General features: G+C 35.7%; 18 protein-coding genes. 12 read left to right on the top strand and 6 right to left on the bottom strand.

All coding sequences use genetic code 11. The features are described from left to right. Positions 1 to 92 precede the first annotated feature (92 nt). The 7 genes from ACRRSQ_RS11620 to ACRRSQ_RS11590 all read left to right on the top strand — a co-directional run bounded on the left by ACRRSQ_RS11620 (position 93) and on the right by ACRRSQ_RS11590 (position 9,046). A complete protein-coding gene (locus ACRRSQ_RS11620; protein WP_440875911.1) occupies positions 93 to 1,694 on the top strand; it encodes a response regulator in 1,602 nt (533 codons plus the stop codon). A 17-nt stretch (positions 1,695 to 1,711) separates the two neighbouring features. Then, complete coding sequence (locus ACRRSQ_RS11615) at positions 1,712 to 4,777, top strand: response regulator (protein ID WP_440875910.1); 3,066 nt, start codon at positions 1,712 to 1,714, stop codon at positions 4,775 to 4,777. Positions 4,778 to 4,787: 10 nt separating this feature from the next. Continuing rightward, positions 4,788 to 5,810, top strand: coding sequence for an HD domain-containing phosphohydrolase (locus ACRRSQ_RS11610; protein WP_440875909.1), 1,023 nt, complete (start codon positions 4,788 to 4,790; stop codon positions 5,808 to 5,810). 268 nt (positions 5,811 to 6,078) lie between these two features. Continuing rightward, positions 6,079 to 6,768, top strand: a complete 690-nt coding sequence (locus ACRRSQ_RS11605) for a hypothetical protein (RefSeq protein WP_440875908.1) — start codon at positions 6,079 to 6,081, stop codon at positions 6,766 to 6,768. Between the two features lie 204 nt (positions 6,769 to 6,972). Next, the gene (locus tag ACRRSQ_RS11600) at positions 6,973 to 7,485 is read left to right on the top strand and encodes a hypothetical protein (protein WP_440875907.1); all 513 of its coding nucleotides are present in this window, start codon (positions 6,973 to 6,975) and stop codon (positions 7,483 to 7,485) included. Then, complete coding sequence (locus tag ACRRSQ_RS11595) at positions 7,485 to 8,543, top strand: AI-2E family transporter (RefSeq protein WP_440875906.1); 1,059 nt, start codon at positions 7,485 to 7,487, stop codon at positions 8,541 to 8,543. The genes ACRRSQ_RS11600 and ACRRSQ_RS11595 overlap by 1 nt, the downstream gene beginning before the upstream one ends. 56 nt (positions 8,544 to 8,599) lie before the next feature. Beyond that, the gene (locus ACRRSQ_RS11590) at positions 8,600 to 9,046 is read left to right on the top strand and encodes a hypothetical protein (RefSeq protein WP_440875905.1); all 447 of its coding nucleotides are present in this window, start codon (positions 8,600 to 8,602) and stop codon (positions 9,044 to 9,046) included. 637 nt (positions 9,047 to 9,683) lie between these two features. Here ACRRSQ_RS11590 and yegS read toward each other — a convergent pair. Together yegS and ACRRSQ_RS11580 are read right to left on the bottom strand one after the other, a co-directional pair. Then, entirely contained in the window at positions 9,684 to 10,583 is a 900-nt protein-coding gene (gene yegS / locus ACRRSQ_RS11585; protein WP_440875904.1) for a lipid kinase YegS, read from the bottom strand. Positions 10,584 to 10,604: 21 nt separating this feature from the next. Further along, positions 10,605 to 11,777, bottom strand: a complete 1,173-nt coding sequence (locus ACRRSQ_RS11580) for a GGDEF domain-containing protein (protein WP_440875903.1) — start codon at positions 11,775 to 11,777, stop codon at positions 10,605 to 10,607. A gap of 208 nt (positions 11,778 to 11,985) precedes the next feature. Here ACRRSQ_RS11580 and ACRRSQ_RS11575 point away from each other — a divergent pair, with 208 nt between their 5' ends. Next, positions 11,986 to 12,750, top strand: coding sequence for a hypothetical protein (locus ACRRSQ_RS11575; RefSeq protein WP_440875902.1), 765 nt, complete (start codon positions 11,986 to 11,988; stop codon positions 12,748 to 12,750). A 68-nt stretch (positions 12,751 to 12,818) separates the two neighbouring features. On the opposite strand, the gene ACRRSQ_RS11570 is transcribed toward ACRRSQ_RS11575, so the two are convergent. Together ACRRSQ_RS11570 and ACRRSQ_RS11565 are read right to left on the bottom strand one after the other, a co-directional pair. Next, positions 12,819 to 14,507, bottom strand: a complete 1,689-nt coding sequence (locus ACRRSQ_RS11570) for a bifunctional diguanylate cyclase/phosphodiesterase (RefSeq protein ID WP_440875901.1) — start codon at positions 14,505 to 14,507, stop codon at positions 12,819 to 12,821. A gap of 337 nt (positions 14,508 to 14,844) precedes the next feature. Continuing rightward, positions 14,845 to 15,453, bottom strand: coding sequence for an HdeD family acid-resistance protein (locus tag ACRRSQ_RS11565; RefSeq protein ID WP_440875900.1), 609 nt, complete (start codon positions 15,451 to 15,453; stop codon positions 14,845 to 14,847). A 735-nt stretch (positions 15,454 to 16,188) separates the two neighbouring features. Here ACRRSQ_RS11565 and ACRRSQ_RS11560 point away from each other — a divergent pair. The 3 genes from ACRRSQ_RS11560 (at position 16,189) to ACRRSQ_RS11550 (ending at position 18,340) form a co-directional block, all read left to right on the top strand. Further along, a complete protein-coding gene (locus ACRRSQ_RS11560; protein WP_440875899.1) occupies positions 16,189 to 16,650 on the top strand; it encodes a hypothetical protein in 462 nt (153 codons plus the stop codon). A gap of 114 nt (positions 16,651 to 16,764) precedes the next feature. Beyond that, complete coding sequence (locus tag ACRRSQ_RS11555) at positions 16,765 to 17,499, top strand: rhomboid family intramembrane serine protease (protein WP_440875898.1); 735 nt, start codon at positions 16,765 to 16,767, stop codon at positions 17,497 to 17,499. A 379-nt stretch (positions 17,500 to 17,878) separates the two neighbouring features. After that, positions 17,879 to 18,340 carry a hypothetical protein gene (locus ACRRSQ_RS11550; RefSeq protein ID WP_440875897.1) on the top strand — a complete coding sequence of 154 codons (462 nt, stop codon included), beginning with the start codon at positions 17,879 to 17,881 and terminating at the stop codon, positions 18,338 to 18,340. A 45-nt stretch (positions 18,341 to 18,385) separates the two neighbouring features. Here the strand turns inward: ACRRSQ_RS11550 and ACRRSQ_RS11545 are convergent, their stop codons facing one another. Together ACRRSQ_RS11545 and ACRRSQ_RS11540 are read right to left on the bottom strand one after the other, a co-directional pair. Then, positions 18,386 to 18,754 (bottom strand): response regulator, encoded by a 369-nt coding sequence (locus ACRRSQ_RS11545; RefSeq protein ID WP_440875896.1) that lies wholly within the window; start codon positions 18,752 to 18,754, stop codon positions 18,386 to 18,388. A gap of 35 nt (positions 18,755 to 18,789) precedes the next feature. After that, on the bottom strand, positions 18,790 to 20,922 hold the full coding sequence (locus tag ACRRSQ_RS11540) for a TonB-dependent receptor plug domain-containing protein (RefSeq protein ID WP_440875895.1): 2,133 nt from the start codon (positions 20,920 to 20,922) through the stop codon (positions 18,790 to 18,792). Positions 20,923 to 21,056: 134 nt separating this feature from the next. Between ACRRSQ_RS11540 and ACRRSQ_RS11535 the strand changes: the two genes are divergently transcribed. Continuing rightward, positions 21,057 to 24,407 (top strand): YfiR/HmsC family protein, encoded by a 3,351-nt coding sequence (locus ACRRSQ_RS11535; protein WP_440875894.1) that lies wholly within the window; start codon positions 21,057 to 21,059, stop codon positions 24,405 to 24,407. Positions 24,408 to 24,498 lie beyond the last annotated feature (91 nt).

The raw sequence follows: 24,498 nt of genomic DNA, 5'->3' as shown, positions 1-24,498 counted from the left end.
GTCGTTTAGTTTGGTTTTAGCCTACGCGCTTATTGTTAACTTAGGTGTTAATTTTTAAAAATGATCAACGTTAGGGTTAATTGGAGTAGCTCATGTTTTCAGAAGATATAGTGAAGAATAGTCACGAAGGAAAGTCGGCATTAATTGTTGAGCCTGCTGATATTATGCGTTCGGCAATAGTTAAAATGTTGCGAGAAATGGGCTTTCATCCAATTCACCAATCAATGAAGATCAGCGAAGCACAGCGCATATTAAGCCAAACTACACCCGATGTGATTATTTCTGAAAGAGATGTTAATGGTTCAGATGCTATTGAGCTTTTGCAGTGGTGCCGCCAAAGAGAAGAAACGGAAGTCATTCCTTTTATTTTTTGTACTTCGCTTGTAGAGCAATTGAGTGTTATAAAGGCTTTAAAAGCTGGAGTTTCTGAATATATTGCTAAACCACTGAGCTTTGCATCATTTCAAAAACATTTAAATAAGGCTTTTAAAAACCCACTAAATACGCGGTTTGAAGAGCAATTTTCTCATAAAATAGAGACAAAAGATCAACCATTAAATATCAGCTCATTTTCACAAAGATCGCCTGAAATTGCAGAATCTTGTTTTACCATTTTAGTAGTTGATGATAACCCCGATAATATTATTATCGCGACCAAAGCGATAAAAACGTTAGGTAGAGTTAAATTTGCAACAGATGGAAAAGCAGCCCTTCAAATATGCAACGAATTTCCGCCAGATTTAATTTTACTCGACATCATGATGCCTGGTATGGATGGTTACCAAGTCTATAATCAACTTAAGCAACAACCACGTACCGCAGAGATCCCGGTAATTTTTGTTACAGCGAAAGCTGATGAAGAAGATATTGTAAAAGGGTTATCTATGGGGGCTGTAGATTATGTTACCAAGCCGATTAACAATCAAATTTTACTTGCCCGTGTGAGTAATCAAAAAAAACATATTGAATATCAAAAAATAATGCAAAGTCAAATTGAAACCTATATTGATAACTTCGCATTAAAGGCTGATTTAGAAAGGATTTTATTTGACCATATTAAAATACCATTAAATAACCTTCATGATATTTCTTATCGTTTAATGCAAAAAAGCATTACAAATACTCAAGCGGTTCAAGAGGGGATTGTTTTAGAGAAAGCTCGAACGACAATTGAGCGCTTAATAGAGTCATTAAGCAGCATGGTTAAAATTGAAGATAAAAGTTTTAAACCAAATTTATCGAATGTTAGCCTAAGTAAAGTGGTTAAAAATATAGCGGGCACCCTTTCAAAAGAGATAAAAGATAAAAGCTTAAATCTTGATAATTACGTACCGACTCATTGCTTTGTTCAAGGGGATGAGGTTTTGCTTTATACCATGTTAAGTAATCTTTTATTAAATGCAATTGAAGCCGCTCCAAGAGGAAGTCAATTAAAGATATTTCATAAAGAAGAAGGCGCTCAACAGGTTGTCACCTTTTATAACCTTGGCGGGGTTGATGAGGCGATAATTAATCGATTTTTTGATAAGTATGTCACTAAAGGTAAAGTCAACGGTACTGGCTTGGGAACATACTCCGCTAAACTCATTACCGAAGCTTTAGGCGGTAGTCTTTTATTAGAGACCAATGAAGAAGAAACTCGTTTACACGTTAAATTAAATAGCGGTAATCGCAGCTCCGCAGCATCGCTGTAAGGATAAAGGACTTTATTTTGAATGAGCTAATATTATGGGGTTGTTTATTAATGACCTTCATCATTTTGTTAATTTTATTTTTGATATTTACGGTAAAAAATAAATTAAGTGATAGCCGAAAATATGTTGATCGGGTTTTTAGCGTATTACCTCAGCCTTTGTTCATTCTGAATAAGAATTTAGAGTTAATTTATTGCAATCAAGCGTTTAAAGAATTAACGAATATAACAATCAACAGTGATGAATTAATTAAGCATAAAGACTTTGGCCTCGTAGTTGAGCCGAGTCTATTAGATGAAATTATAGCAGCAGATGCACTTCTATTAACTCAAAGTGGTGAGCTAGAAACTCACATTACGATTAAAGGCGCAGATGGTCGTCAACGCAGTGGCATATATAAACGCAACATCATTAGTAAGAAGAATAAACCTCAATTAGTGGGCATATTTACTGACCTATCAGTAATGAAAAAAAAGGAAGAAAAACTTGAAAGTGCCATGGTTGAGTTTCAAAAATTGATAGATGAAGCACCCGACATTCTTGTGGTGATAAATAGCCAAATGAAGATTGTAAGGATGAACAACCAAGCAAAAAAAGTATCGGGGTACCAAGAAAGTGAGTTAAGAGAAAAATCAATTTATCACCTGATCCCCAAAGTTAATTTTGTCTTAGGTTCTTCAGAGAAAGTCGTGTTAGAAAATGGAAGTGAGTTTGATGAACACGAGGACAATGACCAACAAATGTTAAATACCAAAGTTGGCAAAGAACTCCCCGTTGAAATTAAAATCAGCACGATAAATTTTCAAGACAATGACATTTATTTACTGTCGATTAGAGATATTACGGCGCGCTTAGAAAATGAGAACGCGCTATTAAATGCTAAATTACATGCTAGCTTTGCACAACAAAGCAAAAGTCACTTTTTAGCCAATATGAGTCATGAAATACGAACCCCAATGAACGCCATTTTGGGCTTTTCTAATTTAGCCAAAGAACTCTCTTCCGATGACCTTTTAAAGGATTACCTGAATAAAGTTGATAGCTCAGCGAATGAGTTACTTCAGATCATTAATGATGTTTTAGACCTTTCAAAGCTCGACGCTAGGAATTTAAAAATCAATAAAGCAGAGTTCAACTTAGAAACGGATGTGATTGAAAAGGTTATCCAAAGTAGTATTGATAATGTTGAAAGTAAGCAGCTTGAGTTGTTGTGTCATTACGATACTAATTTACCTTCCTTTGTTTTAGGTGATCAATTTAGAGTTACGCAAGTGTTGCATAATTTGCTTAATAATGCGGTTAAGTTCACAGAGACAGGAACAATAACATTAACCATTTCAATTTCTGTACAGAGTAAAGAAAACGTTTCTATTTTATTTGAAGTGTCTGACACAGGTATTGGCATTGCACAAACCGACCTTAATAGGTTATTTAACTCGTTTGAACAAATGGATACCTCATCGACCCGTCAGTTTGGAGGCACAGGTTTAGGACTAGCTATTAGCAAACAGTTGGTTAATTTAATGGGGGGCGAAATAGGCGTATTATCTACTTTGGGAGAAGGCAGCACGTTTTGGTTTGAGCTCCCATTAAACAAAAAGCAAAGTTACCCCCAAACCTGTTTTGAATTGTTAGAAAGTCAAAAAAAACGTGTACTGATTATGGATACTTCACCTACTAATACCTCTATAGTTTCACGTTATATCAAATCTTTTGGTGTTGAGAATGTCGTTGTGATGACAAGCGCTGCTAAGGTAGCGCACTTGTTGGCAAATGATAAAGAAAACTTTGATTTGGTGGTGATGGACTGTGATAGTAACCATTATGATAACTTTGTGCTGATTAACTTATTGTCACTGATTAAGTGCAAATCAGCAGCGAAGATAATCGCTATGCTTAACCACAATCAAATTAAAGGTGTTGAGCAAGAAGATTGGGGTGATTATGTTGATAATATTGTAGCAAAGCCCATAACTCGATACCGACTTGCTTATGCACTTCAGGGGCTTCTAACACAACATTTTAGCCTTGATAGACCTAAATATTTTGACAATAGCAGCCAATATGACTTGACCAATGTTTCAGTTTTACTTGTTGAAGACAATGAAACTAACCAGGAGTTAGCTGTAGCGGTATTTGCTAAACTTGGCGTAAAAGTGACCTTAGCCAAACATGGTAAAGAAGCAATTGAGTTACTGAGTAAAAATACTAACGCCTATGATATCGTTTTTATGGATATACAGATGCCGGTGATTGATGGGATCAAGGCCACTAAGTTGATTCGTACTCAAGCTTGTTATAAAGACTTACCAGTAATTGCACTAACTGCGCATGCACTTGAAGGTGACAAAGAAAGATCTTTGGCAGCAGGTATGAATGATCATATTACTAAACCTATCCATGTTGATGAGGTTAGGGAGAAGATAATAACTTGGCTTGCTTTGCAGCCCGCAGAAGATATTCATGAAGAAGAGTCTGTAGAGAAAAGTGAAGAAATTGAACTACAAGAATGGTCTTATTTAAAAAATATTAGCTTATTGAATTTAGATAGTGTCATGTTTCGTTTAGATAATGATAAGGCCTTAATCGTCAAAATGCTCTATCGATATTTCACCCAACAACCTGAGCAAGTTAAAGTTATGTTTAAGGCACTTCGAGAGAACAGTAGTGAGGCAGCCATTGCTTTGCACTCTTTCAAAGGAATTAATCAAAGTATTGGCTTTGAACAAGCAGCAAACTATTGCATTGAGCTAGAAGTCGCCTTTGAACAAAATAGCCAATATGAAAGTAGCTTAATAACTAAGTTAGAAAAGGAATTTAAGCAACTTATTAATCTATTAGCACAAGTTGTTTGGCAAGAGCAACCCAGTAAAGAATACATCAACGATAGTGATGTAATTGAATCTCTGAAGTTTATTTCACGCCTATTACAAGATAGAGATACACAAGCGGTAGATGAGCTTGAAAAATTGTTAACTAAAGAAAGTAAGTACACCAAAGCGATCCAAAAATGTTACGCATTTGCTGAAATTTATCAGTTTGAACAAGCATTTGACGTATTAACTTGTAGTATAGAAACATGAGGCATACCACGTGAATAAAGATAGCAAAGAAACAATATTAGTTGTTGATGATTTCCCCGAAAATGTAAATATCTTAACTAAAATACTGAAAGATGATTATCGTGTAAAAGCGGCAATTGACGGTGAATCAGCAATTAAAATTGCGAAAACCTCGCCGCCAGACTTAATTTTGTTAGATATTATGATGCCAGGAATGGATGGTTATCAAGTCTGCAAAATATTAAAACTGGACCCTGTAACTAAACATATTCCGGTAATATTCGTATCGGCAAAAAATGATGTTGAGGACGAGGCTATCGGTTTCGATTGTGGTGCTGTTGACTACATAACTAAACCTGTTCGGTCGGTATTGGTAAAAAAGCGTGTTCGTTTGCATCTTAATTTATTCGATCAAAAACGCCATTTGGCACATGAAGTGAGTGAGAGAACTCATGAACTTGATAAATCTCGTTTAGACATAGTCAATAGACTTGGTATGGCTGCTGAATATAAGGACAATGAAACAGGCTTGCATGTTAAGCGAATGAGTATTTATTCAAAAATTATTGCATTAACACTAGGCTTTTCTGACCAAGATGCTGAGTTACTTCAACAAGCAGCCCCTATGCACGATATAGGAAAAATTGGTATTCCAGATCATATTTTACTTAAACCTGGGAAGTTTGAGCCAGATGAATGGGACATTATGAAAACCCATGTAAATATTGGGGGAGAAATTTTAAAAGGAAGTGAGTCTCCATTATTACAATGGGCATGGACAATAGCCATGACACATCATGAAAAGTGGGATGGTACCGGCTACCCGAATAATTTAAGCGCAGATAAAATTCCTTTAATCGGTCGTATTGTTGCGGTAGCTGATGTATTTGATGCGTTAACTTCTAGCCGCCCTTATAAGAAAGCGTGGGCTGTTGATGATGCAGCTAATTTAATTAAAGAGGAAAGTGGTAAGCAGTTTGACCCAGACGTTGTGAATGCCTTCTTTGCTTCGTTTGATGAAATATTAAAGTGTAGGGAGTTATATCTAGAATAATGCTAAGGCATTTCTTAGATACAATAAAAGTGGGTAAATTATACCTAAGGACACTTTGCTAATCGAAATACGCCTATTTCTGTCGCTTGGTGTTAAGAAAATCACAATGAAATGATTCGATCCTAACTAAAAAACTATCTTTAAGTTAATGCTGCAAAGCAGGCAATATCTAATCACACAATGGTTGTCTCATTCCACACATCTTAACTGGCGTAACTTTAATACACTCGCATTATAACTTTAATGTACCGTGTAAGAGGAAGTGCGTATGTTACATCATCACAACGATATTAATTGGCCATGTGAACTTTCAATTGAAACTAAGCAACAGCTGTTATCAATAGCTTCAACTACAAGCAATATAAGCCAGTTAGGAATTCCACCATATTCATCAACGTTTAAAGGCATAGCCTATGTTAAAAAAGGGGTTGGCTATTTATCTATGCTCAATTATGAATTTAATAGTTCTTACGGGCTGATCATCGGAAAAAATGACTGGATTGGCGCCGTTAGCATTGGTGACTTTGATACCTCGATGGCCAAAGCTGAAGAAGTCGAGGCAATGGACATAGTTTTTTTTGAACAACAAAAAGTTGAGTTATTAGCTAAAAAAAATCACGAAATCTATCAATGGCTTTTTGCTATAACTAAAGCCTTTAGCAAAAAGTGGGCGAATCATTTATCTTATCAAAACTGTAATAGTGCGTTGAGGGTTCTATATACTTTAACTGAAGTTGCAACGTACTCTAGCTTAGATCAGAACGGAAACCCTTGTATAAAGGCATCGCAAAAACAAATAGGCGATATATGTATCGTTTCTAGGTCGAGAGTGAATGAGACAATTCAAAAATACAAACGCTTAACATACATTGACTCAACTCGAGAGTGCATTCATGTGCTAAATTTTGGCGCTCTCTTTTTAGAAGCCAAGCATTATGGCTTTGAGCCAATAACTTAATCGATAGCTTTCTTTTTCAAGCCGAGTGTATTGGTGTATTCGCGAATGAATAAGCCTTGACTGCTGTACATGGAAATTAGTCTTTATTATTAGTTTCAATGCTTTAGTGGTATCACACATTGTTGTTTTTTTATAACACATTAATTAATCATTGTTAGAACTATACTTCTATCACACTAACCGATAACAACTAAATGGATCGTTATGAATAATCAAATAGATAAATTGCAAATGTTGATCACCTTAGAAAAGGGCATGTTGAGCGATAAGTACCAGCAACAAAAAAAACAGGCCTTTTTAACTGCAATAACGGTCGCCTTTTTTATGTTGATTATACTCGCAATTAATGTGGCACTTTTTTGCCATATTAGTGACTTTCCCCTATATGCAAAAAGTGCTTGGACCATTGCAGCGTTAAATGCCTTGCTTGCGTTAATACCGCTAGGTTTACTTTTAACAAATCGTAAACAATCAGCTCCAGAAGGTGCTGCAAATGAAATTAGAGAAGCATTAATCGCGGATTTAAAAAGGAACGTTGAAGCAAATGTTGTTGATATAAAACAGAGCATAGAAAAAGTTCAAAGCTTCAGTAAAGATATTAAAATGTTCAGCGAAGGCGGTTTAACAGCGCTGATACCTATTATAAAACTTGCTTCTGGTGTCATTGATAATAAGTCAGATAAAAAGTTAGATAAAAAGCAGTCAGAGGACTCATAATGAACATTGAGAAATTCACTATAGGCTTATTTGCATGCTTAGGAATTGTCGCCGTTCTTATGTTGGCCAAATCGCTATTTGTTCCGATTGTATTGGCTTTTTTAATTTGGATGCTCATAGATTCAGTTGCTTCAAAACTTAAAGGCCTAAAGATTTTAGAGAGAAAAATACCTAAGTGGCTGATTTCTACTTCGGTTATTATTATCTTTTCTATTTTAATGCTATTTATTTACCAAGTTATTGTTACACAGACAGAAAATTTAATTTCAGCTGCACCATTTTATCAAGAGAAAACTGAAAAAATCGTTCACCATTTAGCGCAACTTAGCGGTTTGAAAGTTGATAATCTATTAACTCAATTATATGAAAATTTGAACTTAACCGATTTATTAACGTTTATTGCTGATTCCACACAAAGTTTTCTTTCAAGCATATTTTTAGTTGTTATTTATGTTGGCTTTATGTTTGTTGAACAAAGTAACGCCAGTGTCAAAGTTAAAGCGCTTGAGCAACTATCTGATCGGTTTTCTGTGATTCAATCTGTTTTTAAAAATACTATTGCTATGATCAAACGCTACATCAGGTTGAAAAGTTTTGTCAGCGCATTGACCTCACTACTTTGTTATTTTGTGCTTATTTTATTTCAAGTTGATTTTGCAGAACTTTGGGCAATAAGTACCTTTTTATTAAACTTTATTCCTAATATAGGCTCTGCACTGGCCGTTATTTTTCCAAGCATAATTATCAGTCTTCAATTTGATAGTCTACCGTACATTATGGTGATTATAGGTAGTTTGCTCGTCATTCAATTTATTATGGGCAATGTAGTAGAGCCAGCAGTAATGGGAAAAAGTTTAAACTTAAGTGCGTTTATGATCTTAATCTCATTGAGCTTTTGGGGATTTATTTGGGGACTTATAGGCATGTTTCTAGCCATACCATTGATGGTAGCTACAGCTATCGTATTTTCTCATATTGAGGGAACGAAATGGGTTGCAATACTGATGTCAGCAGATGGTCAATTATTAACCGAGCGTGTCAATAATGTTAGCCAATAGGTGCTTTTACTGAAAAGTCACTGATAACTCACTATAAAAAAACAATAGGAAATATTATGATCAGTCCAATAAATTCTAGCCCTATTTCGACAAAAATTATTCAGTTTGTAGGGGAAGTGACAGAAAAAAATGTAGTCGAAAGTCAAAAAAATCCTTCGATAGTTGCCACTCCAGAGAAGGTTAATGAGTTTACTGATAACGCTCAAGATGGTGTTCAAAACGTACGGCAGCGAGAACAGACAGAACAAGAAGCTGTTCGAAGTTTAGCTGTAAATATGAGCCATCATCAGCATCAACAAGAATTAGTAGAGCAATATATTTCACAAAGCTCTGGCAATGAAAAAGATAAGAGCACGGTAAATGCTAACGACGTAGCTTTATTAGCTCAAAAAAACAAAAAGCTAAATAAAATTGATAGCATTGAGCATTTAGAGCGTGCGAAAAATAAATTTTCAGAGGCGATAACACCAAGTACTCCATCATTTTTTCATATTCAAGCGTAGGTTAGTAGCTAATAAATGCCATATGTCACAGGCGATTATTTCTTTCTTCGAGAGAGGAAAAGCCGAAAAAAGACAAACCTTAACTGAATAAGTCTTAACTTGAACTGTCAGGTTCGGTTAATAGGACTCAAGCAAATCTGACAGTCTTAGATGTGCCAATAGTGGATATTGACGCCACTCCATTAATTTATCCGAATTAGTCCGCTAAGCCACCATTGCTGCCAGTCATCATAAAACTGCTATTGCTAACTTTGTACGCGAAGGGGAAGCTAGCAACTCGTTAATTCTAAGGTCTGCTGTAGGCTCATTGCTGCCTTTGAGATTCAATTTATTGAAAGAAAGTCGAGTGCAAACGCTAATACCTGCTCTGCATACTTTTAAATCACTCCAATCTACTTCAAGACTGGAGGCTATGGTGTCTTTGTTGACAGAAATGTGCCTAATTTTTAGGGCTGATTTAGGTCAGCTTTGTGGAATTAGTTAGCGTTAAGAAGTGAAATGCCACCGGCAGCAATGAGCTTATTGCTGTCTGTCAGATTTAGTTTGAGCCACTACACCTTAACGTTTAAAAAAGTAATTTTTAAACGTTAAGGTGTATGCTGGTTAAATTAATAATTTACATTCATCGTATTATCAGCTAAGTAGCGTTAAGTACAGGTGACGATTTAGGTATAACTAACTTGATTGCGCTCGGTATTATTTGATAATGGATCTGTTTTGCACTGATTGGTTCGCCATCTAGATTGGTGGGGATAACACTTTTAGATTGCCATTTTACCCATGGGGTTTGATATCGTTTGACATAGGTTCCACTTTTTCCAATGGAAAGTAGCTCTTCCACCACTTGAACTAGATCTTCTTTAGGGAAACTGAGTAATATTACGACATCTAGCAGGCCATCATTAATTAATGCGCTCGGTGCTAATTGTTGCCCACCTCCTGCTTGTCTTGAATTACATACCGCTCCAACAATAACTTCACCAGCCAAGGTGGTATCGGGTAACGTAATTTCACCATGATAGGGTGTAAAGTTCAAAGCTTGCACTAAGCCGTTTAAAGTGTAAGCGCCTCCGCCTAAGAAGTTTTTAAGTTCAACAGGTGTACTTGTTGTTACTTGAGCGCCAAACCCGCCACTAGCAACATTTATAAAATATTCATCATTGGCTTTTACACAATCTATCGGAGTTGCTATACCTTGCTGCGCTAGAGTTAGCGCGGCGGCTAAATCAGTCGGTACGGTGCAGGCTGTAGCGAAATCATTGGCAGTGCCTAAGGGGAATATGGCGAGCTCCGGCCTGTTATCTTCAGGCAAATTCATAATGGCGTCGACGGCCTCTTTAACTGTACCATCACCTCCGCCAACGATAATTCGGCTACAGTTTTCATTGTATGCTTCTTGAATTAATCTTGGTACATCTCCTGCTTCCCAAGTAACTCTGACATCGATAGGGCTTTGCTTTCTCGCTTGAAAAATAGCGGCACGTACCGTTTCAAGAGCTGCTTTTTTACCGTTTAAAATTAACCTAGTTCTATTCATATGTACTTCCCTATAAATTGATTAAATGATGACAATATTTCTTCCACTTTCCTTTGCTTTATAGACATTGTTATCGGCTCGTTTTAATGAGTCTTCAAAGCTTATATCGTCTATACTCACTTGCGCTAACCCGATACTAACAGTCACTTTAATGTTTGTCTGCTGATATTGAGTGTTAGTTTTTTCAACGGCGAGTCTTATGCGCTCTGCAATTTTAATTGATTTGTTTTTATCCTGCTCCTGTAAAATAATGACGAATTCTTCGCCACCATTACGTGCCACAATTTCATAATCCCTTATTTGTTTTGCTAAGACATTAGCAACAGATTTTAAAACGAGATCACCAGCGTCATGTCCGTAGGTATCATTAACATGCTTAAAGAAATCTATATCTATCATAAGCACTGAAAAACTATTTTGATGGCGCTTAAACTTATTAAATTCTAATTCTGAGTATGAAAGAAGTGCGCGTTTGTTGGGAAGGGACGTTAATTCGTCAGTCTGAGCTAAATGAATTAATTTTTTTTGTGCATCTTCTAAATTTTCATTCGCTATTTTTAGCGAGTGTTCAGAAGATTTTAGTGATTTGTTTAACCAACCTAGAGCAATTAAAGGGCTTGCAATAAGTGTGATAAATGCAGTGATATGTGTACCCCAAAAGTGGATGTTATTGACTTGCACTAAAGGTGATACCTTGAATGTGATTATTTCGAAAAACGTTAAACCCATAAAGAGTATTTGCGTAAATACAATGGCCAGCAATATCAATAAAGTACTCTTTAAAGATAAAAAAGTTGCTGCAAGTAATATACATATTGAAAAGTATAGATAATTACCTAGAGTCATTCCCAGGCTATAATCAGCAATTATTCCAATGCTATAAAAAATGAGGATTAACGTACTCACTTTTACGTGGTAACTCAGCTTGTTTTTATGTGCTTGTAAAAACGTGATAACAACTAATAACGCTATATGAACATAGTTAATAGAGTGCCAGTTAATATCGATAGCTCTGAGTAATGAGATGGGGGTTGTGATTAAAAAAGCTAAGAAATAAAAGCTTATAGTAAAGTTAAGCAATGAGTGCCTGTATTTTTTCTTATCTAAAATGAAGCTTATATTTAATTTTTTTCTCACCCAAGTTAATTTTTCGATTAACGTGCTCGCTAAATATGAGCGTTTTAATTTAGTCATATCATTTTACCTTATGCACAACTGATCTTTGTTGTCGTTTGATAAAGCTATTGTAGATAAAGGCGCCATATGAAGATGTGTGCATGCTGCAAATAGATGTGTAGTTGTATTCTTTAAGTACACACTTAGTTGATTCAATAACACATACAATCTTTGTGAAAAAAATAATATTAGTTTCATTATATTGCTTTCTAACGGGATAAATGAAATGAACAAAACACAAATTACTATGTTAATGGCAGCGGCTTTACATTTTAATGTTGCTGCACAAGATGAGCAGTTTCAAGATATGTCAGATCCGTTAGCTGTTTATACTCAGCTAGGTGGAGGTATTACCGACAAGGGCTTGAATTTAAAAATAGGACAAACTTATGACACCGGTAGCGAAACCAATATGGCGATGAATATTATCGAAGTGAAAGGTGTTGGTGGTGAGTGGTTGGGTATTCGAGATGATAATAATGCCTTGTATCAAGGTGTTGATAATGCAATAGATTCCCTTAGGTTTAGAAATTTTCAAGTTGAAACAACAAATGGCAGAGGAACTCAAGTTGATATAAATGTAAACCTAGATAAAGAGTCAATGGATGCTTCCTATAGCTTAATTCAAGCACTGCCTAAATGGGGACCGGTGCAACTTTACCCTTTAGCTGGTGTTGGGGTAACAATGCAAAATGATGCTGAAAATGGTTATGAAGTTCCTGGGGCGTTTTCTGCTTTAGGTTTTTATGGAAAAGTTACCGTCTCTGAAAATGTTTGGATAAATTATAACCCTCTGTGGTTAACTACAATATCAGGAAGTGATGAATACAAGTATGGTTACTATGGCAATGAAAGTAATATACTTACCCATGAATTTGCTATTTCCTATCAAATTTCATCAAGAGCAAATATCCGGTATTTTGCAAATTGGAATGAGAAAGTTAATGCTAGTGATGGCGATCACCGAATAGAATTTAACTATCAACTATAAATAGAGGTTAACCTCGTTTGTTCATCAACTCAATTTACTGAAAAGTCAGTAAATTGAGTTCGTTAAAGTTAACGGTGAAGTTTTACAATAGACTGTGTTGTCAATCGTTTAGGCTGATTAAAAAAATAGCCTTGATAATAATGAGCATTTAACTTTGATACTTGAATAAAATCCTCTTCATTGGCGATATATTCAGCGACTACTTTGATATTGAGTCGATGACAGAGGTTGATAATAGAATCGACTAAAATTCTATGTTTTTCATTTTTACTGATGTCTTTGATTAATGACCCGTCAATTTTGAGAGTATCTATAGGTAGAGCAAGTAAATAGTTAAAGTTAGAATAGCCACTACCAAAGTCATCAATTGCAATCTTACAACCTAAGCTTTTTAGCTCTTCAATATACGAAATGAATTGTGCGCTATTTATATTACACAGCTCTGATTCTACCAACTCAATGGTAATTAAGTGACCTGCTTGGTGTTCGTTGAGCAGTTGAACAAGTAGACGCCTAGTTTGACCATTTTTAAAATCTTCAGACGACAGGTTTATACTAAAGTGTTGCCGGCTTATGCCAAAATATTTTATGGCTTTTTTTAGCACTTGCTGAGAAAGTTGATGATACAAATTGGCTTTTTTGGCAATAGACAAAAAATGGTGTGGGGAAATATAGTCATCTTTTTCAGCGTCAAAAATTCTCATTAATACTTCTGTGTAAGTGACACTACCATGTTTATCTACAATATCTTGGCCAAAAATACACACGTTATTATTTCTTAAAGCACTTTTTATTTTGCGGCCCCACTCGATGGTATTGAGTATTTTTTCATAAACGAGGTTTTCTTGCCTAAATGTCGATAAGTCTTTGCCATTATCTAAAGCATAGGCAAGTGCCATTTTAGCATTGATCAAGGTATTCTCGGCTTGTGTTGCTTTTGCTAAGCCAATAACAATTGAAAATTTAAATATGGTTGAATCGATAGCTATTTGTTGCTCTTCAAAATTAAATTTAAGTGAATAGCAACAGCCTTTTAAGTCATCAAAAGAATTGTTTTGCGGAGGGGAAATGGCAAACATATTCTCTGATAAACGATAGAACGTATAGTGTTTTGGGATATGTGGCAAGATGAAGTCGGTGATCGCTCTCACTAGCTTATTATAAAATTCAATCGGGTATGTATATTGAATTTTGTTTAATTCTGGGACCGTTAATACGGCAATATGGGTATTGTTTAACTTATCGCTATCAGCCATTAGTTTTATGCTGTTCGGCAAACTGGTGACCTTATCTGTGAACTGACATTCAGATATTTTTTGCTGCTGATAAACTTGGGTTATATCGAACCTAATGCAAATATACTCAATAATTTCACCTGAGTTATTTTTAATCGGCACAATGGAGTTGTTGGTGACAAATGTTTGCTTATCTTTAGTTCGATTTTTTAATATACCTTGCCATATATTTCCTGAGGTAATAGTGCTCCATAGCTCCTCATAAATCGCCTTAGGTGTCTCAGGGTGTTTAGTATGCGCATGAGTTTTACCAATTAATTCGTTTTTGTCGTAACCTGAAAGACGACATAAATTTTCATTAACATAGGTTATTTTTCCTGTGGTATCCGCTATTGAAACAATTGCACTGGCATCAATAGCAAGACCATACTGCGCTAACATGTGTGAACTTATATCGTTTTTGCAACACGTTAATGGGTGCTTAACTTGGTTATTGTTTAATTTCTGCAATGCATTGCTCATTATAAAACCTCAAAAATACGAATTAACATTGTCTAATTCATGTCTATATATCATTGGATAATCACAACGCTTAATTTGTAGTACACACCTAAGGTTGAGTGATTTTTGTACAGTATGACATTTGCTATTTTGTACAATGTCTCGTAAAGAACACAGAGTACTTCCAATACAAAAAATATTGACTGAGGTCATATAAAATTGAATTTTTGAGATTAATAAATGAGGGGGTTCGCATTTGAAGCTAAACGATAATCTATAAAAAAAGCCTATAGAAATTGTATTCTACAGGCTCATGTTTTGATGTTGTTAGTCATGTTTTTTTATTTAAAATTAAGTATTAAGCATGTTGAACTTTATTAACTTTTTCATCTTCAACGTTATCGCTTTTTTGTGATGTTTCAATGGCATCAACAACACCGAAACCTGTAGAAGCTAATAGAACGATGTTTAATCCATTAAAGATAAAACGTATGCCTACTAAAGTCCCCACAATATAAATACTTGATAAAGGCCATTGAACGATAAGTGACGCAGCTAATGCTAAGCTAATAATGCCGTGAAATAATGACCAACCCCAAAGCTTAGTTTTACGAATTTGATAGGTTGTAACTAAATTCATAACGCCATCGATAATAAAGTAACATACGCTTATCATTGCCAGGGTGTATAGGTTTGCAACGGGATTAATTAACATGAACACACCCAGTAGTGTCACGAGAATACCAGAGATAAAGGCCAATATTTTATGTGTAACCTTATTTTTAGTAAAAGCAAATATACTGGTGCTGATACCATAAGCGATCACTGCTAAGCTTACAAATCCTGCAATTGTCAGTCCTGATAAATACGGTAAGTTAATACAGAGTGCGCCAAGCAGTAATAATGTGATGCCGCCAATTACATTTAGTTTTGCATTTTCTTTTAATAATGTTAGTAAGTTTTTCATAATTTCACCTTAAGTATTGTTTAATTGTCCAACCCTTGTTGAGTTGATGAAGCTATTATGAATAACCAAGACAAATAAGGCTGTGTACTTTAAGAGGGGGTTAGTGTGATTATATTTTTCAATTGTGTTGCACGGTTCTATCTGTGGTTAAATATGAGTCATGTTTCTTATTACCCATATAAATGTATAGCAAATACGAAAGCGCTATCTTCCGTAAGGGGGGCGTTTGTATGCATCAGTTATACTTTTAATTTTTTGCATACGCTGTTTGCGCAGCTCTTTCTCTTGTTTTGCTTTTTTACCTTCGTGCCAAGCGATATAAATAAGCAAAGCGCTTGAAATAAAAATAACGTTGATCACCGTATCGCTAATCGCGTTCGTGGCTTTTCCTATAAATAAAAAGAAAACGATGAAGAATATTGTGGGTTTCATATTGAGTATATGCAAAAAAGCGTTGGGCATAGTTTATAGCTTTTATCTTTTACTAAGTGTTCTTTGGGTAACAGAGAAGATTAATGGAAAATGATATTCACATTAAAGAGCACAAGAAGTTGTTTTTAAAGTTGCGATTGCAGCACCAATAAAAATCATGAATAGACCACACAAACTCATCTAGATTGTACACATTCAAATCTTAAATACTTGGTTAATATTATCTCAACTTAAATACGAAGCAAAACAACGACCGCTTCTTCTTAACTAAACAACTTAAAATATTAAATAAAGGTGAGAATCATGACTTCTATCGAAACAATTAAATCTGCAATTAATGAAACAATCGACCACGCTCAAATGAAAGTTGAAGCGCTAACATTACAAGCCTCATTAGGTAAAGCCGACTTAGAAGATAACATTAAGGCAAAGCGCAAAGCTGCTGTAGTTGCAGCCGCTGAGTTAAGCACTCATTTAGAGGAAATTGGCGTAACAGCAAGTGATGTTAAAGAAAGCATCAATACTGAAATAGAAAACCTACAACTACAAGTTGCGTTGGGGAAAATGGAAGGTAAATCGTCAATGGAACAAGCGAAAAATGAGGTGACAAAGTATGCAGGGCAATTTGAAAGTGTTATCGAGCAGGCTGAATCTATTGAAGCAGAGAAAGTCGAACAGGTAAAAGTGAAGTTATCTGACTACATGACAAAGATGTCTGACTTAAAAGCTAGTATTGAAGTTAAAGTAGACAGCTATAAGTCGTAATCGGCGAAGAAATACAAAATGAGAAGTGGTGCAAGTGCACCACTTCTTTAGTTTGCAAATATTATGCTTAAAGAGGACAAGTAACGTCCATTAAGTGATTTAAAAGGAAGTACCATGCCTTCAGCAAAACAATCGATATATTACCTTGTTGTCATCAATGTAGTTATTTTCATAATCGGCTATTTTTTTAAAATATCAGAAGTACAGGCCTTAGCGTTATATTTCCCACTTAATGAAAAATTTAATTATTATCAAGTGCTAACACACATGTTTATGCATGGGGGGATTAGCCACCTGTTGTTTAATATGTATGCCTTATGGTCTTTTGGTACGCCACTGGAAACATCTTGGCAGACACCAAAATTCTTAATGTTTTATTTTGCTACGGGCATTGGCGCGGCACTGTTATATACATTGGTTAACTATTACCAATTTAGCGTTATTTTTAATCAAATTGTGGCGTTTGGATATAGCGCTGAAACTATTCAAACTATGTTAACTAGCGGGTATGTTGATAGCAACTTAGTGAATCAAGTAGGAAAATCTACGTTTATGGAGTTAATGTCGATTTTTCATTCACCTGTTGTTGGTGCGTCGGGGGCAATCTACGGAATTTTAGTGGCTTTTGCCTTTACCTATCCAAATGCCAAATTATCATTGATATTCTTGCCTATACCTATCAATGCTAAATATTTTGTTCCTGTCATTATTGCTGGGGATTTATTTTTTGGGTTAACTAAATATTCCGTCGGTAATATTGCTCATTTTGCTCATGTCGGCGGTGCAGTTACAGCATTGATAATTATCCTTCTGTGGAAGAGGAACAATAATAAAATGGTTAAACCTTAGTGTACGATAACAAAACAGAAGTATGACACTGCGCTTTTATTTATCGTTACAGGGCAGAAGCACTGCTTTAAAGTTATTGATGTCTTTAATGTTATTGCGTCTAATTATGACGTAATAGCATTAAGTTGCGCTTAGGCGCTGTGCAAATGATATAAATACATAACCATCAAAAAACACACGCTTGAACGTTGAAGAAACAACAAAACTCTATTGGCATTACCTGCTGCTGTGGTTTAAGTCATTTTATATCACACAAACTCTCTTAGCTTGTACACATTCAAACGGTTAATGCTGCGCTATTCTTATCTCAACTTAATCACGAAGCAAAACAATTATCGCTTCTTGTTTATCTAAATAACTTAAAACTAAGGTGAGAATCATGACAACTATCGAAACAATCAAATCTGCAATTAATGAAACAATGGATCACGCACAAATGAAAGTACAAGCGTTGAAATTACAGGCTTCATTAGGTAAAGCTGACTTGGAAGATAACATTCAAGAAAAACGCAAAGTTGCAGTAAAGGCTGCCGCTGAATTAAGTAAACATTTAGAAAGTATCGGTGTTACAGCTAATGATGTTAAAGATAGCATTAATAGCGAGCTAGAAAACTTACAAGTGCAAGTTACCCTAGGCAAAATGGAGAGCAAAGAGGCGATAGAAAAATCTAAAGATGTCGTGACAAAGTGCGCAGGACAGTTTGAGAGCGTACTTGAAAAAGCACAGTCAATCGAAGCTGAAAAAGTAGAACAAGTGAAAGTAAAATTATCTGATTATATGACCAAAATGTCAGACTTAAAAGCGAGCATTGAAGCAAACGTAGAAAGCTACAAGGCATAACTATATGGCAGTTATGAATGAGAAGTGGTGCTTTGCACCACTTTTTTATTTGATGGCTTTTTGTAATCGGTTTAAAAGTAATGTTGCGCTGAATGGCTTTTGTATAAAATCATAACCACCTGAGCTAAATCCTTTTTTATAATCTTCTTCTGCGGTTAAGCTCGTGATAAAAAAAACAGGAATGTCTTTAACCAGCTCAATAGACTTTAATTTTTCGCATAAAGTGAAACCGTCCATTTCGGGCATACAAACATCTAATAAAATTGCGCAAGCCTTGGGGTCTACTTGAGCTAAATCTATAGCCTTAAGCGCAGAGGTCGTAGCAATAACAGCATAATCAGCTTTTAAAATTTCGACCAGCACTTGCAAGTTTTCAGACTGATCATCAACAACAATGATTTTTTGCTTACCCATGAAATTCCCTTGTTTTTCTATAGTAATATTAAAATTTATATCTTGTAAGTTAGTGACAGTAACACAGAAAATGGTTTTACACGGTAGGTTCCGTAATTTCTATCTTGATATCGATTATGCTCATCATCAAAAAGGCTGACAATATTATAAGCATCGAATCTTAGTGCGGTTGCTTTATTCCATTGGTAAGCCGCACCGATAGACCATTCAATATTATGTTCAAATGCTTCAGTGTAGCCTGAATCTATAACAATAGAGGCTGGGTTAGCGCGAGTATCTCTTACAAAACTGTTATACTCACCTAAGTCTTGGCTACCCGGATAATCCCAGAGAATATTTAAGCTACTGTTTATGGCAAATGTTTCCGAGAGAGAATATATCACATTCATTTTAGTATTATGGTTCGCCCAGGCATTCAGATCGTTACCGTAACCTTGTCCAGCTGCGCTAAAATTCGATGGATCGATACCGGGCTTGTCCTCTGCGTCAATTAGTTCAACAATAGAGTGAGAAAACAAGAACGTTAAATTATCTTGCTCGTATGTCGTCGAAAGTGTGAAGCCATAAGTGTCAAACTTACCAACGTTAGCTTGCAAACCACCTAAGCTGTCAATGGCATCTAACTCTTGGTAGTAGGCACTCAAATTGTAAGATAAATTCTGGTTTAACACTGAATCAAAGCTAATTTCTAATGAATCGAGTACTTCCTCTTTGGTGGTATTACTACCTTTAAGGGCATCTAATCTTGCTACTAACTCAGGTGGAAAGCGCACTGCTCGGTTGGCGATAAACTTCCATGTGTCAGCGTTGTTTGCTGCGTAAACCACTGCCAACCTCGGGGAGAATAAGTTCTCGCTGTAGCGACCTTTATCTAATCTGCCGCCTAAGAAACTTGTCCACTTATTCGATATATGCCATTGGTGTTCAAATAGGCCAGCATACGAAAATACACTCCACGGCTCTGTTGAGGCTGCAAGGCCATTAACATTAAACTCGTAGTTGTGATCTGAAGCTTCAAGTCCTACAGCAAGTATGTGGTTGTCGTTTAATGGCCAATTTAATAATAATTTAGCGTTTATTTCGTCTTCGTAATGGTTAATTACTCGAACACCGCCATTGGGACGAGGGAAGTCAAAATCTGAATCTATTTTGTCTCCTCCTATTAGGGCTAATAGTGAAAGACCATTATTAAATTGCCACGTATTATTGATTTCAAAACTATAATTACGATATATATAACTATTCGAATTATTGATTAAAAATTCAGCGCCGATATCGTCTAACAAGACTACATTATCCGGTTGAATTAAAGACAATTTAGTTCGGTCAATGTATAAGCGTTCTGATTCGTGAGAATACCTAAACCACGCGTTAAAGTTGTTATTTGTATAGTCGACAAATACCTTATAATCGTTGTCAGGTGATTCTTGGTAATTTGACAAGTTAATATTTGCATCTTGACCTGCGACAATTTCGTAACCGTTTATTGCGGTGAAACTATTGCTATACCTAACAGGAGAGTCGTGTCTATCGGCACCTTCTTGATCTTCAAAACCCGCATAAATGAAAAAGCCTGCATTCTCGTCTGTTTTGTGGCCAAATTTTATTTCAGCAATGTCGCTTTTGTTTTCAAACATATGCTTAGCCGTTAACTCTAGCCCTTGAAAACTCATAACGTCATGTGTTTGTACACTTACTACGCCAGATAATGCACCTGGACCATGGATAACGGAACCTGGGCCATGAATGACTTCGACGGAGTTTATATCTCCCATTAAATTATATGCTTCTACCCATGAACCAAGGAAAAAGTTCATATTCATTGAGCGGCCATTAATTAAATATTGGTGAGCATTAGGTCCGCTTGGTGCAAGCCCTCTAAATGCTGGGTTATGACCCAAACCTTTGTTGCTAACAACTTGAAGCTCGGGCACAAGCATATTCAGTAGGTCGATTTGATTTGCCGCGCCAACGCTGTTTAATAATTGAAAATCAATACTCGTTGTTTTTGCCGGCTGAAGTCTTTTTGTTGTTGTGGTTAAACTCGTCGAACTGGAAACTGATATTTCAGATAACTGCTCTAAATTTAGGCTGTAAATATCATCATTGGCAACTGCTTTGAATGATAAGGGGGCGAACAACACTAAAAAGTGAAGTTTATATCTCATGAAAATCAATCCTTTTGGAGAATATTAACAGACTGCGTCAAATTTAAGCAATAAATGCCACTTTGTTGTTTTAATGGCGGAATGTGTAATATAGTGTAAATCATTATTGTAGCTAAATTTTCGAGAATCAAATAGTGAAATTAAAGCAAAGTCTTCATGTTTTTTTCGTGGTGTTCTTACTTTCCCCATTTTTTGTATTGTCTACCGAAATACATGTAATCAAAAGTGCTTATGTTTTTAACTTTTTGAAGTATTTTTCTTGGGAAAATGAAGCCAGTTTTGATGCGTTTATCATTGGTTACGTAGGCGAAAATGATGAACAATTCAAGGAGCTTAGCCGAGTTAGCCCCAAAATGCAGATTAGAGGTAAACCTGTAAAAGTCATCCGCTTAGATCATCAAAAAATTCAAGTTGCCAAATCTGCTCACTTATTATTTATCCCTCAATATAATTACAACCAAGAAGTATCGTTAAGTGCAGTAGTCCGGCAGTCTAATACCTTAGTAGTTACTGAATATAGTCAAAACAAAACAAGCTTTATGGTTAATTTTAACCAAGAAAAACAAGATAAAATTACTTTTGAAATTAACAAAAGTAATATTATTTTCGAAGGGTTAACTATGGACAAGAGCATATTGCTTTTGGGTGGTACTGAGTTAGACGTTGCACAATTATTACGTGACACCGAAGCGTTAATGCTAAAACAGAAAAAAGAAATTAGTGCGCGTTCGAAAGAGCTCATGTCGTTAGCGCAATTACGGCAAACAGAAATAGTGCAAATTGAAAAGTTAACCGCTGATTTACAAACCTATAGCGATGATTTAGCTAAAAAAAGAATTGAAGCTAAAAATATGGAAGCCGCGCTTGTTAATGCTCAACAAAATAGCCGAGAAATTGAAAACAAGCTCGCGTTAAGTGAGCAGCAGTTAATCGATAATCAACGTGAACTAGATAAACGTATTTCAGCAATTAAAGACCGACAAGCAAAAGTAGAAAGCCTTCAAAAACAAATTGCAGATAATGCGAATAATGTTGACTTACAAACAAAGCAATTAGAATCGTTATCGGTAGAGTTAACTAGTCGACGTAAAGAAATAGCTTCGCTAGGTGAAACAGTTACTTATCAACAAAATTTACTCTGGTTAGTCGCGCTAATTGCTTTATCTTTCGCTATTTTATTTATTGTTATTATAAAGCTGTCACGTAGTCGAAAACGGGCAAATGAACTACTTGCTAATCAGGTTGTTGAATTAAGGAAAACGCAAGAAGAACTTAATATTGCTACCAAAGAAGCACATATGGCTGATGCGGCAAAAAGTGAGTTTCTTGCCAATATGTCTCATGAAATTAGAACACCGATGAATGCCATTATCGGTATGTCGCATTTAGCCTTGGAAACTCACTTAGATGATAAACAGCGTAATTACATCAGTAAAGTACAGTGGTCAGCAGAATCTCTTTTAGGGTTAATTAACGATATTCTAGATGTGTCAAAAATTGAAGCAGGTAAACTTGATATTGAGACCATTGAATTTTCATTAAATAGCGTATTAAACAACCTTGCTAATGTTGTTGGCTTAAATGCCCAAGACAAAGGGCTTGAGCTAATGTTTGATATTGATCCTAATATTCCGATGGGCTTGCTTGGCGACCCGTTGAGGCTTGGGCAAATACTGATCAACTTAGGGAATAATGCCGTTAAGTTTACTGAATCCGGAGATATTATATTTAAGGCTAAGTTATTAAGCCTTGAAGAGCAGCAAGTACAGCTACAGTTTTCAGTGATTGATTCCGGTATTGGAATGACAAATGAACAACAGAAAAAGCTATTTAAAGCTTTTTCACAGGCTGACTCTTCAACCACTCGACGTTACGGTGGTACAGGTTTAGGACTAAGTATTTGTAAAAATTTGGTCGAAATGATGGGCGGAAAAGTTTGGGGTGAAAGTGAGTACGGTAAAGGCAGTACGTTTCACTTTACCATTAATTTAGCCGTCCAAAATGAGCAACCAACTCCTATTTTTAGTTTAGTAGAAGCTAATATCGCTGATTTAAAAGTATTAGTGGTAGATGACAACCAAACGGCTCGTCATATACTAAAAAGTTTACTTAGCTCGCAAAATTTCAATGTAGTTTGCGTAAAAAGTGGAGAAGCCGCCATAGCATTGATTAAAGAAGGTAACTCGTTTGATCTGTTATTGGTTGATTGGAAAATGCAGGGGTTAGACGGAATAGAAACGGCTGAGCTATGTCGAACAATCGGTTTTGAAAGTCCTATTTTATTGATAACTGCCTATGATTATGAAGAAGCTATTAGGCAAACTAAACCCAATACCATTAATGCGGTAATCACCAAACCTCTTTCACCAGACTCGCTTAAAAAAGCGATAATGCAAGCGTTTGGTAAATTAGATGACTCATCAACTGCTCACTATCAGCAAGTTAACAATGAGCATTACATTCAAAAGTTAACGGGCGCACACCTCTTATTAGTAGAAGACAACGAAATAAATCAGGAGCTTGCACGTGAGTTGTTATTACAAAAAGGTATCTCTGTAGACATTGCTGAAAATGGAAAGGTTGCTTTAGCTATGCTAGAGCCAGAAAAGTACGATGGTATATTAATGGATTGTCAAATGCCTGTTATGGACGGGTACGAAGCAACAAAATTAATACGAGAAATGGCAGCATATCAGGCAATCCCAATTATTGCTATGACAGCAAATGCTATGGTGGGCGATAAAGAAAAAGCGATTGCAGCAGGAATGAATGATCATATTCAAAAACCTATCGTTGTTAGCAAAATGTTTGACACACTCTCTCATTGGATCACACCCCAAAATAAGAAAAAAATCAGTTCAATCAATAATCATGAAACGCCAAATGAAATGTGTTTTCCAGTAATAGAAGGTATTGATACAAAGCAAGGGTTAGCATCAACTAATAATAATAAAAACTTATATATCAAAATATTAATAAGCTTTTCAGAAAAGCAAAAGTCATTCGATTCAGAGTTCAAAGAGGCTCAAAATTGTAATGATATAAAAACAATGATGCGTATGGCGCATTCTATTAAAGGCTTAAGTGCGACCTTAGGTGCAAGTGAGTTAGCGATCGCGGCAGAAATACTCGAGAAGCGTTGCAATGAGTTAAACATTGAAACGATAACGTCAATAGAAGAGCCGTACGACTCATTTATTAGTAAATTATCTGCTGTTGTCAACGCGATAACGAAGGCCGCATTAGCTGAACTAAATGCTGGTAATGAGACGCCTGAAACTCAGGAAATAAAATCAGTAAAACAACTGTTTATCGATATTCGCACGCTACTTGAAAATTATGATAGTGCCGCCCTTGAGGAAATAAACTCTCTTTCTCCACTTATTGATGACCTCGATGCGAAAGAAAACTTGATTAAGAAAATCAATGAATTTGATTTTGAGGGCGCTTTAGAGATATTAGATCAAATTGAAGCTAATATCTAATACTACTGACTAACTGGTGAAATTAAGTATGGGTTATGAGTTAAATCGATTTTGTTATTGGGTCTCTTAGTTATAGGTATTCTGATTGCAC

The organism is Thalassotalea sp. PLHSN55, from assembly GCF_052030545.1.
Lineage (GTDB): Bacteria > Pseudomonadota > Gammaproteobacteria > Enterobacterales > Alteromonadaceae > CANMXU01.
This window is presented reverse-complemented; position numbering and strand designations above follow the sequence as displayed.

Excerpts from the sequence above, each read along its gene's own strand:
- ACRRSQ_RS11545 (WP_440875896.1), bottom strand. The coding sequence starts at position 18,754 with ATGGGTAAGCAAAAAATCATTGTTGTTGATGATCAGTCTGAAAACTTG.
- ACRRSQ_RS11605 (WP_440875908.1), top strand. The coding sequence starts at position 6,079 with ATGTTACATCATCACAACGATATTAATTGGCCATGTGAACTTTCAATT.
- yegS (WP_440875904.1), bottom strand. The coding sequence starts at position 10,583 with ATGAATAGAACTAGGTTAATTTTAAACGGTAAAAAAGCAGCTCTTGAA.
- ACRRSQ_RS11590 (WP_440875905.1), top strand. The coding sequence starts at position 8,600 with ATGATCAGTCCAATAAATTCTAGCCCTATTTCGACAAAAATTATTCAG.
- ACRRSQ_RS11565 (WP_440875900.1), bottom strand. The coding sequence starts at position 15,453 with ATGAAAAACTTACTAACATTATTAAAAGAAAATGCAAAACTAAATGTA.
- ACRRSQ_RS11550 (WP_440875897.1), top strand. The coding sequence starts at position 17,879 with ATGACAACTATCGAAACAATCAAATCTGCAATTAATGAAACAATGGAT.
- ACRRSQ_RS11555 (WP_440875898.1), top strand. The coding sequence starts at position 16,765 with ATGCCTTCAGCAAAACAATCGATATATTACCTTGTTGTCATCAATGTA.
- ACRRSQ_RS11570 (WP_440875901.1), bottom strand. The coding sequence starts at position 14,507 with ATGAGCAATGCATTGCAGAAATTAAACAATAACCAAGTTAAGCACCCA.
- ACRRSQ_RS11595 (WP_440875906.1), top strand. The coding sequence starts at position 7,485 with ATGAACATTGAGAAATTCACTATAGGCTTATTTGCATGCTTAGGAATT.
- ACRRSQ_RS11560 (WP_440875899.1), top strand. The coding sequence starts at position 16,189 with ATGACTTCTATCGAAACAATTAAATCTGCAATTAATGAAACAATCGAC.
- ACRRSQ_RS11575 (WP_440875902.1), top strand. The coding sequence starts at position 11,986 with ATGAACAAAACACAAATTACTATGTTAATGGCAGCGGCTTTACATTTT.
- ACRRSQ_RS11580 (WP_440875903.1), bottom strand. The coding sequence starts at position 11,777 with ATGACTAAATTAAAACGCTCATATTTAGCGAGCACGTTAATCGAAAAA.
- ACRRSQ_RS11600 (WP_440875907.1), top strand. The coding sequence starts at position 6,973 with ATGAATAATCAAATAGATAAATTGCAAATGTTGATCACCTTAGAAAAG.
- ACRRSQ_RS11620 (WP_440875911.1), top strand. The coding sequence starts at position 93 with ATGTTTTCAGAAGATATAGTGAAGAATAGTCACGAAGGAAAGTCGGCA.
- ACRRSQ_RS11540 (WP_440875895.1), bottom strand. The coding sequence starts at position 20,922 with ATGAGATATAAACTTCACTTTTTAGTGTTGTTCGCCCCCTTATCATTC.